General features: G+C 61.8%; 13 protein-coding genes. 5 read left to right on the top strand and 8 right to left on the bottom strand.

Going from position 1 to position 12,237, the window contains the following annotated elements:
• Window positions 1–110 precede the first annotated feature (110 nt).
• Both HX814_RS00460 and HX814_RS00455 read right to left on the bottom strand, forming a co-directional pair.
• A complete protein-coding gene (locus tag HX814_RS00460) occupies window positions 111–953 on the bottom strand; it encodes a PhzF family phenazine biosynthesis protein (protein ID WP_177009757.1) in 843 nt (280 codons plus the stop codon).
• 8 nt (window positions 954–961) lie between these two features.
• Window positions 962–1,660 (bottom strand): glutathione S-transferase N-terminal domain-containing protein, encoded by a 699-nt coding sequence (locus HX814_RS00455; RefSeq protein ID WP_177009758.1) that lies wholly within the window; start codon window positions 1,658–1,660, stop codon window positions 962–964.
• A gap of 217 nt (window positions 1,661–1,877) precedes the next feature.
• On the opposite strand from HX814_RS00455, the gene HX814_RS00450 reads away from it, so the two are divergent.
• Both HX814_RS00450 and HX814_RS00445 read left to right on the top strand, forming a co-directional pair.
• On the top strand, window positions 1,878–2,579 hold the full coding sequence (locus HX814_RS00450) for a histidine phosphatase family protein (protein WP_177009759.1): 702 nt from the start codon (window positions 1,878–1,880) through the stop codon (window positions 2,577–2,579).
• A gap of 193 nt (window positions 2,580–2,772) precedes the next feature.
• On the top strand, window positions 2,773–3,828 hold the full coding sequence (locus tag HX814_RS00445) for a permease (RefSeq protein WP_003211251.1): 1,056 nt from the start codon (window positions 2,773–2,775) through the stop codon (window positions 3,826–3,828).
• 128 nt (window positions 3,829–3,956) lie between these two features.
• On the opposite strand, the gene mnmH is transcribed toward HX814_RS00445, so the two are convergent.
• The 4 genes from mnmH to HX814_RS00425 form a co-directional block, all read right to left on the bottom strand.
• Window positions 3,957–5,060, bottom strand: coding sequence for a tRNA 2-selenouridine(34) synthase MnmH (gene mnmH, locus HX814_RS00440; protein ID WP_003211249.1), 1,104 nt, complete (start codon window positions 5,058–5,060; stop codon window positions 3,957–3,959).
• Complete coding sequence (gene selD / locus HX814_RS00435; RefSeq protein WP_003211248.1) at window positions 5,060–6,094, bottom strand: selenide, water dikinase SelD; 1,035 nt, start codon at window positions 6,092–6,094, stop codon at window positions 5,060–5,062. The genes mnmH and selD overlap by 1 nt, the downstream gene beginning before the upstream one ends.
• 84 nt (window positions 6,095–6,178) lie before the next feature.
• Window positions 6,179–6,925 (bottom strand): TerC family protein, encoded by a 747-nt coding sequence (locus tag HX814_RS00430; protein WP_003211245.1) that lies wholly within the window; start codon window positions 6,923–6,925, stop codon window positions 6,179–6,181.
• A gap of 28 nt (window positions 6,926–6,953) precedes the next feature.
• Window positions 6,954–7,217, bottom strand: coding sequence for a hypothetical protein (locus tag HX814_RS00425; RefSeq protein WP_023658942.1), 264 nt, complete (start codon window positions 7,215–7,217; stop codon window positions 6,954–6,956).
• A gap of 134 nt (window positions 7,218–7,351) precedes the next feature.
• Between HX814_RS00425 and nhaR the strand changes: the two genes are divergently transcribed.
• Window positions 7,352–8,254 (top strand): transcriptional activator NhaR, encoded by a 903-nt coding sequence (gene nhaR / locus HX814_RS00420; RefSeq protein WP_003211241.1) that lies wholly within the window; start codon window positions 7,352–7,354, stop codon window positions 8,252–8,254.
• Between the two features lie 4 nt (window positions 8,255–8,258).
• Here nhaR and HX814_RS00415 read toward each other — a convergent pair whose 3' ends face one another.
• Window positions 8,259–9,413, bottom strand: coding sequence for an MFS transporter (locus HX814_RS00415; protein ID WP_177009760.1), 1,155 nt, complete (start codon window positions 9,411–9,413; stop codon window positions 8,259–8,261).
• Between the two features lie 214 nt (window positions 9,414–9,627).
• Between HX814_RS00415 and sstT the strand changes: the two genes are divergently transcribed.
• A complete protein-coding gene (gene sstT / locus HX814_RS00410) occupies window positions 9,628–10,848 on the top strand; it encodes a serine/threonine transporter SstT (protein WP_087694103.1) in 1,221 nt (406 codons plus the stop codon).
• Between the two features lie 68 nt (window positions 10,849–10,916).
• Here the strand turns inward: sstT and HX814_RS00405 are convergent, their stop codons facing one another.
• Window positions 10,917–11,426, bottom strand: coding sequence for a DUF1993 family protein (locus HX814_RS00405; protein WP_003211233.1), 510 nt, complete (start codon window positions 11,424–11,426; stop codon window positions 10,917–10,919).
• A 126-nt stretch (window positions 11,427–11,552) separates the two neighbouring features.
• Between HX814_RS00405 and HX814_RS00400 the strand changes: the two genes are divergently transcribed.
• Window positions 11,553–12,200 (top strand): YceH family protein, encoded by a 648-nt coding sequence (locus HX814_RS00400; protein ID WP_003211232.1) that lies wholly within the window; start codon window positions 11,553–11,555, stop codon window positions 12,198–12,200.
• The last annotated feature ends 37 nt before the right edge of the window (window positions 12,201–12,237 follow it).

Raw genomic sequence — 12,237 nt, 5'->3', positions numbered from 1 at the left:
AAAAGGCAGGCCAAAAATCTTTGGGGCGAAAGCTTATGCCTCGTGCACCGCAGAGCACAAACGCCAAGTGCGGAACAGTTTATTGCAGGCTTGGTAACAATTGCATTGATCTAGAGCTGTAGACGGCCTTCAATGCAAACGGCAACCGCGCCGCCGACCCAGATTTCCTCGCCGCTGTGTTCAATGCGGATTCGCCCGGCGCGGCCCATGGCGGTGCCCTGGCTGACCACATAGCGGCTGGGCGCCAACCCCTCGCCCAGCAACCACTGGGCGACACCGGCGTTCAGGCTGCCGGTGGCCGGATCTTCCGGAGCGCCGTCGCCGGCAATAAAGGCCCGCACCTCAAACTGCGCCTCATCGCCATCCCGCTCGGGGTTCCACGGGGCGATCACGCCCACGGCCAAGCCCTGCAACTGCGAATAGTCGGGCCGCAGTGCCAGTACCTGCTCGCGATCCGCCAGCATCACCGCCAGCCAGCCCGCGCCGTTATCCACCCACTGGCTGCGCAAAATGGCACCGGGTTCAAGGGCCAGGGCCCGACGCACGCGCTCGACCAATTCAGCTTCCAGCGGGCCGGAACGCAGCAACGGTGGCGCGATAAACGCCAGTTCATCGCCCTGGCGGCGGATGCGCACCAGGCCGATCTCACACTCCTGGATGATCTCCGCCCCAGCGGGTTGGCCACCGGCCAGCAACCAGGCATGGCAACTGCCCAGGGTCGGATGGCCGGCAAACGGCAATTCCTTGAGGGTCGTGAAGATCCTTACGCGGTAGTCCGCTCGTGGATCACGGGGCTTGAGCAGGAAGGTGGTTTCGCTGAGGTTGGTCCAGTTGGCGAAATCCGCCATCTGCTGGTCGTTCAGGCTGTCGGCGCCCAGCACCACGGCCAACGGGTTGCCCTTGACGGCCACGCTGCTGAAAACGTCCAGTTGTTTGAAGTCGAAAGAAGCCATGCCGGTCCTTATGCTGGGATGTTCAAGCCACGGATCACCGCCGGCCGGGCGACAAACCCGTCCAGGGCCCGCAGTACGTTCGGGAAGTCGGTAATACCCACCAGGTCGCCGGACTCATAGAAGCCGATCAGGTTGCGAACCCACGGGAAGGTGGCGATATCGGCGATGCTGTACTCGTCACCCATGATCCAGGTGCGGCCCAACAGGCGCTTTTCCAGCACCTCCAGCAAGCGGCGCGACTCGGCGACGTAGCGATCGCGCGGGCGCTTGTCTTCATAGGCCGCGCCGGCGAATTTGTTGAAGAACCCCACCTGGCCGAACATCGGTCCGATACCGGCCATCTGGAACATCAGCCACTGGATCGTCTCGTAACGCATCGCCGGGTCTTCGGGAAGCAATTCACCGCTCTTCTCGGCGAGGTAGATCAGGATCGCGCCCGACTCGAACAGCCCCAGCGCCTGGCCGCTCGGGCCATTGGGGTCGATGATCGCCGGAATCTTGTTGTTGGGGTTCAGCGACAGGAACTCGCTGGAAAGCTGGTCCTGGGTCTCGAAACTGACCTTGTGCGCCTCGTAGGGCAGGCCGATTTCCTCGAGCATAATCGACACCTTGACCCCGTTGGGCGTGGGCAAAGAATACAGCTGCAGATGCTCGGGATGCCGGGCAGGCCATTTGGCGGTGATGGGGAAGTCTGAAAGTGAGTTCATCATGGGACTCCTGATAAAAGTAGGAGAGTAGTGGTTCAGTGCCTATCGTGCATCCGTCTTAATTCAGCAACATCGGCGGGTTAATCTCCTGCACACGGCAAGGATGCCGCCCCATCTCCCCCGCGAAACGAACCAAACTGCCTTGGGGAACTCTTAAAGAGCGCCCGATGGCTGGGCTTGCTTGCCCTGAATCCCTGCACCGAGACTTAGAACCATCATGACCATCAAGCCTCTGTGCCTTGCGAAACGCTTCAAACGCTACTCTTACATCCTGCTGCCGGTATTGCTGGTGAGCGCCGCGGTCGGCCTTAGCCTGGAATCGCGGATCAGCCGCGCCCAGCCGGTCGACGGCGTGCAAACCCTGGTGTTCCTGCGCCATGGCGAGAAACCTGCCGGGGGCCTCGGCCAACTCAACTGCCAGGGGCTTAACCGTGCGATGAACCTGGCCACCGTGCTGCCGGAAAAATTCGGCAAGGCCAACTACGTGTTCGCACCCAACCCGACCCGCAATGTCGAGGAAGGCGAGAAAGACAACTCCTACAGCTACATCCGCCCGTTGATGACCATCAGCCCCAGCGCGATCAAGCTCGGGTTGCCGGTCAACATCAAGTTCTCGGCCAATGACACCAGCGCCCTCGCTGACGAACTGGTGGAAGACAAATACCACAACGCCGTCATCTACACTGCCTGGTCCCATGGGTATCTGCCGGACTTGATCAACAAGGTGGCAAGCGAGGCCGTCGGTGAAAAACATGTGATTACCGACGATTGGTCCGGCAGCGATTTCGATAGCTTGTATGTGTTGACCCTGACCTGGCACAACGGCAAGGCCTCGCTGCTCAGCCGCAACTACAAGCAAGGCCTGGACAATGGCCAGCAGACTTGCCCGGACGCAACGCAAGTCAGCGCCGATATCTGACCGCCCCCGAAGACCCGTGGCGAGGGAGCTTGCTCCCGCTGGGCTGCGAAGCGGCCCCAAAATTCTGGGAGCGCTTCGCACTCCAGCGGGAGCAAGCTCCCTCGCCACGGCAAGCTCCCTCGCCACAGTGCTTCGGAGGCGGCCTTGTACAGCGTATGATGTTGCGCTATTGACTCACCTGCGGATCATCTACATGTCCAACCTCTCCTCCACCCAGCCTGCCCGGGGCTGGTCCTTCTGGTGGAAACCAGCGCTGTTCCTGCTGGTGGCCTGCGTCGGCCTCTACTACGTGAAATGGTCGCCCTACTACGCCAAGGCGTTTATCGCGGCAGACAACCACAGCATCGGCGCCTCGATTCTCAACGACCAGCAAAGCGCGCCACTGGCCGCGGCGCTGGCCTATGCCCAGGTGTATTTCCTGGCGATCTGGAAGGCTGCGGTGCTGGCGGTCATTCTCGGCTCATTGCTGCAAGTGCTGATCCCACGGGACTGGCTGCTGCGCCTGTTTGGCCGTGCCGGGCTGGGATCTACCCTGCGTGGCGGGCTGTTCGCCCTGCCGGGGATGATGTGCAGTTGCTGCGCCGCTCCGGTGGCGGCCGGTATGCGTCGGCAGAAAGTCTCGGTCGGCGCGGCGCTGGCGTTCTGGATTGCCAACCCGGTGCTGAACCCGGCGACACTGGTGTTCATGGGCTTTGTGCTGGGCTGGGGCTTTACCGCGCTGCGGTTGGTGGCCGGGATCGTGCTGGTGGTGGGTGTTTCGCTGGTGGCGCAACGCATCGCGCGGCCGGAGCAGGTACCGGAAGCCGCGCTCGACGCCGTGGCCCAGGCCAGCCATGCCGAAACCGAACCGTTCCTGACCCGCTGGCTGCGCACCCTGTGGCAGCTGTTCTGGAGCACGATTCCGGTGTACATCCTGGCGGTGCTGATCCTTGGCGCGGCGCGGGTCTGGCTGTTTCCCCACGTTGACGGCGCCATGGCCAACAGCCTGGTGTGGCTGGTGCCTCTGGCGATTGTCGGCACGTTGTTCGTGATCCCGACCGCCGCCGAAATCCCCATCGTGCAGACCATGATGACCCTCGGCATGGGCACCGGCCCGGCCGTGGCCTTGCTGATGACGCTGCCGAGCGTGAGCCTGCCGTCGCTGCTGATGCTGCGCAAGGATTTCGATGCGCGGGTGCTGGTGACCGTGGCCGGGCTGACGATGCTGATGGGGGTGGTGTGTGGGCTGATCGGGGCGTTTATCCTGTAGTGATTGGGTGAGTTCGAGGGCCTCTTCGCGAGCAAGCCCGCTCCCACATTCGACCGCGTTTATCCTGTAGGAGTGCGGTCGAATGTGGGAGCGGGCTTGCTCGCGAAGGGGCCGGCGAACTCAATCAATTACTTACGCCGAGCGAGCCTGTCCCGGAAATACTCCACCACCGCCGCTTGCTCTCCCGCAAACTCGATGCGTGCGCCTTTGCTTTCCCGCTGGAACGCATACATCGGGTCGTAGTACTCACGCAACAGCCCTTCAATCCAGCCGCGGTGCAAATCCACCGCGCCGCTGCTGGCTTGTTCTGCCAATGCTTCCTGCATGATCGCGTGCAACCGCGCAAACCGCTCGCCGCCCAGGCGCTTGTGGATATTGGCCAGGCTCTGGGTCAGGCGCTCGGCAAACAGTTCCTGGCCAGTGTCGCCAAACACCGCGACAAACTCGGCGCAGAGGTCCACCACATAATCCTTCAGGATGCGCTCCACGCGGCCTTCAACGCTGTCTTCCAGCCATACCATGGGAAAGCCCTGCATGCCCTTGTGCAAGGGCAACGGCAGCGCGCAGCTGCCGATCATGCGGCTCTCATCCTCGACCACAAACTGCTCGATACCGGCGGCGCGCTTTTTCAGCAGGTCCACCGCCAGGCGGTTTTCGAAGTCGATGTTGGAAGGTTGCGCCGTGGCGCGTTTGCCGAAGCTGGAACCGCGATGGTTGGCGTGGCCTTCCAGGTCCAGGGCGTTGTTCAACTGGCCGAGCACTTCGGTCTTGCCGGTACCGGTCATGCCGCCCAACAGTACGAAGTCGCATTGCGCGGTGGCGCTTTCAACCGTGTCGAGCAGGAAAGTCCGCATGGCCTTGTAGCCACCGCCCACTCGCGGATAGTCGATACCCGCCTCGGTTTTCAACCATTGCTGGGCAATCTGCGAACGCATCCCGCCGCGAAAGCAGTACAGCAGACCATCCGGATTGGCCTGGGCAAAACGCGCCCAGTGTTCGATACGTTCGGCCTTGATCGCCCCGGACACCAGTTCGTGCCCGAGAACAATGGCCGCCTGCTGGCCTTGCTGCTTGTAACAGGTGCCCACCCGTTCGCGCTCGTCGTCGGTCATCAACGGCAGGTTGACCACCCCGGGAAACGCGCCCTTGATGAACTCGATCGGCGCGCGGGTATCCATCATCGGCCGGTCGTTGAGAAAGATATCGCGGTAATCGGTGATGTCGATGGGCATCAGAACACCTCTACCGCGTTGGTCTGTCGCTCAACCAGTTCACCGATCGGCTCAAGATTCAGGCCCAGCTCCGCCGCCACGGCGAGGAATTCGGCATTGCCTTCGGGGGTGACCGCCACCAGCAGCCCGCCGCTGGTTTGCGGGTCGCACAGCACGCGTTTGTGCAGTTCGTTCAGGCGCCCCAGCTTGCTGGCGTAGCTGTCGAAATTGCGCAAGGTGCCGCCGGGGACGCAGCCCTGTTCCAGGTAGTACTCAACCCCGGGCAGGCGTGGGACTTTTTCGTATTCGATGCGGGCAGTTAATTGGCTGCCGTCAGCCATTTCCACCAGGTGGCCCAACAGGCCGAAACCGGTGACGTCGGTCATGGCCGTGACACCGGCCAGCTTGCCAAAACGGCTGCCGGGTTTGTTGAGGGTGCACATCCAGTCACGGGCCAGGCCCACGTCGGCCTCGCGCAGCTTGCCCTTCTTCTCGGCCGTGGTGAGGATGCCGATGCCCAGGGGTTTGGTCAGGTACAGTTGGCAACCGGCGGTGGCGGTGTCGTTGCGCTTCATGTGGCGCTTTTCCACCAGCCCGGTGACGGCCAGGCCGAAGATCGGCTCGGGGGCGTCGATGGAGTGGCCGCCGGCCAGGGGAATCCCGGCAGCGTCACACACGGAACGACCGCCGCGAATCACTTCCCGGGCAATCTCCGGAGCCAGCACGTTGACCGGCCAGCCGAGAATCGCGATGGCCATCAACGGATCGCCGCCCATCGCATAGATATCGCTGATGGCATTGGTGGCGGCAATGCGGCCGAAGTCGAAGGGGTCATCGACGATCGGCATGAAAAAGTCGGTGGTGGACACCACGCCGCGCTCCTCGTCGATGGCGTACACCGCCGCGTCATCGCGCGAAGCGTTGCCTACCCAGAGCTTGGGGTCGAGGTTCTGTGCGCCACTGCCGGCGAGGATCACTTCCAGTACCTGAGGTGAGATCTTGCAACCGCAACCAGCACCGTGGCTGTATTGGGTCAGGCGAATCGGCTCGTTCATGGATATCCCTCAAGGCGTCAAGTGGGCGGATTCTAGCAGACAGCAAAAGGCCGACTGCATGCAGTCGGCCTTTATGTTCAGCCCTTAGTGTTTGGCAGCAAGCCGTTTATGCCGGTTGCGTCGCATCATGTTCAGGCATTCGATAGCCGCCGAGAACGCCATGGCCGCATACACATAGCCTTTTGGCACATGGGCGCCGAAACCTTCGGCGATCAGCGTCATACCGATCATGATGAGGAAGCCCAGGGCCAACATCACAATGGTCGGGTTGTCGTTGATGAACTTGGCCAGCGGCTCGGCCGCCACCAGCATCACGATCACCGAGACCACCACGGCAATGATCATGATCGGCAAGTGCTCGGTCATGCCCACGGCGGTGATGATGCTGTCGATGGAAAACACCATGTCCAGCAGCAGGATCTGGCCAATTGCCGAGGCGAAGCCCAGGGTCACGCTCGGCGCGCCGGTGTCCACATGCTCCTTCTCGGGGTCCATGCTGTGATGGATCTCGGTGGTAGCCTTCCACACCAGGAACAGGCCACCGGCGATCAGGATCATGTCTTTCCAGGAGAACGACTGCCCCAGGATGTCGATGACCGGCTCGGTCAGCTGCACGATAAAGGCGATGGTGCTCAACAGGCCCAGACGCAGGATCAATGCCATGCTGATGCCGATGCGGCGGGCCTTGGCCCGGTGCTTCACCGGCAACTTGTTGGTGAGAATCGAGATAAAGATCAGGTTATCGATCCCCAGCACGATCTCCATGACGATCAGGGTGGCCAGTGCGATCCACGCGGTCGGGCTGGCGGCCAGTTGTAAAAGGTATTCCATAGGTCATTCCTGGTGTTGTGTGCGGGTATCAGGTTTCTTGGGAGGTGGACTCAGGCTTGCTGTCTTCCTGTTCCGGCTTGTCCGGCTTGCCTTGCGGCGGTGCGATCAAGCCCTTGGTCGCGTCACTCAACGCCTGTTCGGCGGCCTGGTGGGTGTCGTCAATCACTTGCTTGGCCGACTCGGTGGCCTTGCCCAGCAGTTGTTGCGCGCTTTTTTCCGCTTGGTCACAGCCACTGAGCATGACTAATGAAAGCCCAAGTAACGCCGTTGCGCCCAGGGAATTGAGTTTCATGATGCGTTCCTCGTTAGAACCTTCGGGTCCAAGTAGTGGCCCCTCGATAGCGACGCATTCTATGCAGGAGAACACTTCAGGAAAATTCGTATTTTTTTCGTTTATACTTCGGTTTTAACGAAGTATTGGCCGCCATGCTTAATTACCGACAACTGCACTACTTCTGGGTCGTCGCCAAGACCGGCAGCATCGTGCGCGCCTGCGAGCAACTGAACCTCACGCCGCAGACCATCAGCGGGCAGATCAGCCTGCTGGAACAGACCTTTGGCGTGGCATTGTTCCAGAAGGTCGGGCGCCAGCTGGAGCTGACCGAAGCCGGGCGCCAGGCGCTGCCCTATGCCGAGCAGATGTTCCAGCTGGGCAATGAGCTTGAAGCGATGTTGCGCACCCAGCCCAATGAGCAGCAGATCCTGTTCCGGGTTGGCGTCGCGGATGTGGTGCCCAAGTCCATCGTCTATCGGCTGATTGCGCCAACCATGGAGTTGAGCGAGCCGATCCGCATCACCTGCCGTGAAGACAAACTCGAACGCTTGCTGGCGGACCTGGCGATCCAGCGCCTGGACCTGGTGATCTCCGACAGCCCGATGCCGCCGCACCTGGACATCAAAGGCTACAGCCAGAAGCTGGGGGAATGCGGCATCAGTTTCTTCGCAACCCAGGCATTGGCTGACCAGCATCGCGGCGATTTCCCACAATGCCTGCAGGGCGCGCCGCTGTTGATTCCGGGGGCGGAGACGGTGGTGCGCAGCCGTTTGCTGCGCTGGTTTGCCGAGCAGCAGATCCAGCCTCGGATTGTCGGGGAATTTGACGACAGCGCGTTGATGCAGGCCTTTGGCCAATCCGGCAGCGGGATTTTCATCGCGCCGAGCGTGATTGCCGACGAGGTGGAACGCCAGTATGGCGTGGCGCTGATCGGCCAGACGGATGCGGTGACCGAATCGTTTTATGCAATCTCGGTGGAGCGCAAGGTCAAGCACCCCGGCATCGTGGCGATTACCGAAGGTGCCAGACGGGAGCTGTTCACTTCCCTGCCCTGAAGGCTCAGGCGCAGACGGCGCGGGTCTTGGCGGTCATCAGCCACAGCGCCAGCAGGATCGACAACAGGATAAAGCCCGCCGCGGCAAACCCGAGGCTGCCCAGGCCCAGGGTGTCGATCACGTGCCCGCCCACCAGCGCCCCCAGGCCAATACCCAGGTTGGCCCCGGCAATGTTCAACGAGGCGGCAAACGCCGGCGCATGGGGTGCGGCCTTCATCAGTCGCACATGGCTGACCAGAAACAATGCCGCCTGGGTCACGCCCCATACCGCCATCGCCGCCGCCAACCCGATCGTGGAATGGATGGCGGGCACCAGCGCCACCATGCCGGCGATCATGAAACCGCAGAACACCATCGACGCAATCAGCGGATGACGGTCGACCATGCGCCCGCCCAAAGAGTTGCCGATCAGGCCGACCGCGCCAAAGCCCATGAGGCACCAGCCCACTACCGTGCCGTCAAAACCCGCCAGGCGTTCGAGAATGTCTGCCAGGTAGGTGTAGGCGGTGAACATCCCGCTGAACACCAGGATCGACAGCAGGATATGGCCCTGCATCAGCGGGCTGCGCAAGATCTTGAACTGCGAGCGCAGGCTGACCTGGTCGTGCTTTGCCCGGGTCTTCGGCAGGTAGATAAACAGCAGCAGGGCCTTGGCGAACGCCACCACCGCGAGAATGCCAAAGGCGGTGCGCCAGCCGAACATATCGGAAATCAGCGTGCCCACCGGGATCCCGAAGACCGTGGCACACACGATGCCGAAGCCGATTTTTTCAATCGCGCGACCGGCGAAGTCCGGCCCCACAATGTCCACCGCTGTTTCGCTGGCCAGGGCCCAGAACACCGGCAGCCCCAGTGCCGGGATCAACCGGGCCAGGGACATAACCCAGATATTCGAGGCCATCGCCGCCAGAGTGTTGGCCAGGCCGAACATGATCAGGATCGTGATAAACAGCCGCTTGCGCTCGAACCGGGCGAAATATGCGGTGAGGAACGGGCCAAACGCCGCCACGGTGAAGGCGAACAACGTCACCAGCAACCCGGCCTGGGACACGCTTACATCGAGGTCCCGGGCGATGGAAGGCAACAGGCCGACGATGATGAACTCTGTGGTCAGCACGGTAAAACCGGCTGCCGACAACAGCAGGATCGGAAACAGCATTAAAAACTCCAGAAAACAGCGACATCAACGACAGCCCGGAGGGCCCGCTGATAGAGAAGAAATAAGAGGATGGGCAATGTTAACAGAATGTGTCCCATCGTGGTGACGGAACGCCGCACCCGGATTAGACGTTTCCTACAGATGTTAGACTTCGCCCCTGCCAGATTCATGCTGCCTAGCTGCATCTATTAAAAAAACCAGAGACAACCTTTTTATGACTGCTGCCCCTTCCCTCTTTCAACGCCTGATGTCTATCAGCCTGGTCACCCAAATTGTCATCGGCCTGATCGCCGGTATCCTGTTGGCCCTGCTGTTGCCCGACGTCGCACAAGCCACCGGGTTTATTGGCAAGGTCTTTGTCTCGGCGCTCAAGGCCGTCGCGCCCATCCTGGTATTTGTGCTGGTGATGGCCTCGATTGCCAGCCACAAGCACGGCCAGGAAACCCATATCCGCCCGATCCTGTTCCTGTACCTGCTGGGCACGTTCGCTGCCGCCGTGGTCGCGGTGATCGCCAGCACGCTGTTCCCCTCCTCGCTGGTGCTGGCCACCCACGATGTGGCCGTCAGCCCTCCCGGCGGTATCGGTGATGTGTTGCAAAGCCTGTTGCTGAGCGTGGTGGACAACCCGGTCAACGCGCTGATGAACGCCAATTTCATCGGTATCCTGGCGTGGGCCATCGGCATGGGCATCGCCATTCGCCATGCCAGCGACACCACCCGCACCGTGCTGGGGGACCTGTCCAACGGCGTCACGCTGATCGTGCGCATGGTGATCCGCTTCGCGCCCCTGGGGATTTTCGGCCTGGTGGCCTCGACACTCGCCACGTCCGGCTTCGGCGCCCTGCTGGGCTACGCACACCTGCTGCTGGTGTTGATCGGCTGCATGCTGTTCGTCGCGCTGGTGATCAACCCGGCCATCGTGTTCTGGAAGCTGCGCCGCAACCCTTACCCGCTGGTGCTGATGTGCCTGCGGGAAAGCGGGATCACCGCGTTTTTCACCCGCAGTTCGGCGGCCAACATTCCGGTCAACCTGGCGTTGAGCAAGCGCCTGGGCCTGCATGAAGACACGTACTCGGTATCGATCCCGCTGGGCGCCACCATCAATATGGCCGGCGCTGCCATCACCATCACCGTGCTGACCCTGGCCGCCGTGCACACCCTGGGCATTGCCGTGGACATCCCCACCGCCGTGCTGCTCAGCGTGGTCGCGGCGGTGTGTGCCTGCGGCGCGTCGGGGGTTGCCGGGGGCTCGCTGCTGTTGATCCCGCTGGCGTGCAGCCTGTTCGGCATTCCCAGCGAAATCGCCATGCAGGTGGTGGCCGTGGGCTTCATCATCGGCGTGTTGCAGGACTCGGCGGAGACCGCACTGAACTCGTCCACCGATGTGTTGTTCACCGCTGCCGCGTGCCTGGGCAAGGAAGAACAAGCCGCGTAGACCTTGCGCGCACAAAAAAGCCCGGGGCGGTTCGTGAATGAACCGCCCCGGGCTTTTTATTACAAGGCTTAGAACGCGCCCATGTAGTCGCGCTTGCCCACTTCCACGCCGTTGTGACGCAGCAAGGCGTAAGCGGTGGTGACGTGGAAGAAGAACTGCGGCAGGCCGTAGCTCAGCAGGTACGACTGGCCGCTGAAGCGCTTCTCTTTCGGCGTGCCAGGGCGAGTGATGATCTCGATGCCTTCTTTACCGTCGACCTGGGCCGGGGTGATGGTGTCGATAAACGCCAGGACCTTGGCGATCAGCGCTTGCAGGTCGGCGAAGGTGACTTCTGTATCGTCGTATTTCGGAACTTCGATTTCAGCCAGGCGGGCAGAAACGCCTTTGGCGAAGTCGACGGCGATCTGCACCTGGCGCACCAGCGGGAACATGTCCGGGTACAGGCGTGCCTGCAGGAAGGCGTTCGGGTCGATGTTCTTGGCGGTGGCGTGGGCCTCGGCCTTGTTCAGCACATCGCTCAGGGCGTTGAGCATTTGCTTGAAGACCGGGAGGGAAGCGGCGTACAGGGAAATAGTCATGACAGTCTCGACAGTTGTGGCAGGGTTTGAAACAGCCGCGATTATAGACATGCCGGCCACCGGCGCCGCTTGTCTTTTATTTTTTCAGGATTAGGCTAGTGAGCTCACTGCATTAGGGAAAGCGCGATGACCACCGAGCACGACACCACTTCCGAAGAACCGCGCCTGAACAGCACGGAAATCCGCATCCTTGGCTGCCTGATCGAAAAACAGGCCACCAGCCCCGAAACCTACCCGTTGACCCTCAACGCGCTGGTGATCGCCTGTAACCAGAAAACCAGCCGCGAACCGGTGATGAACCTCAGCCAGGGCCAGGTTGGCCAGAGCCTGCGGGCCCTGGAAGGCCGCGGGTTTACCCGGCTGGTGATGGGCAGCCGCGCCGACCGCTGGGAGCATCGGGTGGACAAGGCGCTGGAGCTGGTGCCGGCCCAGGTGATTCTCAGCGGGTTGCTGTTCCTGCGGGGGCCGCAGACGGTCAACGAACTGCTGACCCGCAGCGGGCGCATGCATGACTTTGAAGACGCCGAGCAGGTGGTGCATCAACTGGAACGCCTGATTGCCCGTGGGCTGGCGTTGTTGGTGCCGCGTCAGTCGGGGCAGCGGGAAGATCGGTACATGCACGCCCTGGGCGACCCGGCGGACATTGAAGCGATCCTGGCGGCGCGTGGGAATCCGGTGGAGCGTGGTGCGGGAAGTGGGGTTTCCCTGGAGCGTATCGAAGAGCTGGAAGCGCGGATTGCGGCGCTGGAAGAGCGCCTTTCGCGGCTCGAGTAATGTTTGTGGAGAGTGAGCTTCTGTGGTGATGGAGCTT

It is taken from the genome of Pseudomonas sp. C8002, assembly GCF_013385765.1.
In the GTDB taxonomy this organism is placed as follows: domain Bacteria; phylum Pseudomonadota; class Gammaproteobacteria; order Pseudomonadales; family Pseudomonadaceae; genus Aquipseudomonas.
This window is presented reverse-complemented; position numbering and strand designations above follow the sequence as displayed.

Bases quoted from the DNA above. Each gene is read 5' to 3' on its own strand.
- HX814_RS00460 (WP_177009757.1), bottom strand. From the start codon at position 953: ATGGCTTCTTTCGACTTCAAACAACTGGACGTTTTCAGCAGCGTGGCC.
- HX814_RS00455 (WP_177009758.1), bottom strand. From the start codon at position 1,660: ATGAACTCACTTTCAGACTTCCCCATCACCGCCAAATGGCCTGCCCGG.
- HX814_RS00450 (WP_177009759.1), top strand. From the start codon at position 1,878: ATGACCATCAAGCCTCTGTGCCTTGCGAAACGCTTCAAACGCTACTCT.
- HX814_RS00445 (WP_003211251.1), top strand. From the start codon at position 2,773: ATGTCCAACCTCTCCTCCACCCAGCCTGCCCGGGGCTGGTCCTTCTGG.
- mnmH (WP_003211249.1), bottom strand. From the start codon at position 5,060: ATGCCCATCGACATCACCGATTACCGCGATATCTTTCTCAACGACCGG.
- selD (WP_003211248.1), bottom strand. From the start codon at position 6,094: ATGAACGAGCCGATTCGCCTGACCCAATACAGCCACGGTGCTGGTTGC.
- HX814_RS00430 (WP_003211245.1), bottom strand. From the start codon at position 6,925: ATGGAATACCTTTTACAACTGGCCGCCAGCCCGACCGCGTGGATCGCA.
- HX814_RS00425 (WP_023658942.1), bottom strand. From the start codon at position 7,217: ATGAAACTCAATTCCCTGGGCGCAACGGCGTTACTTGGGCTTTCATTA.
- nhaR (WP_003211241.1), top strand. From the start codon at position 7,352: ATGCTTAATTACCGACAACTGCACTACTTCTGGGTCGTCGCCAAGACC.
- HX814_RS00415 (WP_177009760.1), bottom strand. From the start codon at position 9,413: ATGCTGTTTCCGATCCTGCTGTTGTCGGCAGCCGGTTTTACCGTGCTG.
- sstT (WP_087694103.1), top strand. From the start codon at position 9,628: ATGACTGCTGCCCCTTCCCTCTTTCAACGCCTGATGTCTATCAGCCTG.
- HX814_RS00405 (WP_003211233.1), bottom strand. From the start codon at position 11,426: ATGACTATTTCCCTGTACGCCGCTTCCCTCCCGGTCTTCAAGCAAATG.
- HX814_RS00400 (WP_003211232.1), top strand. From the start codon at position 11,553: ATGACCACCGAGCACGACACCACTTCCGAAGAACCGCGCCTGAACAGC.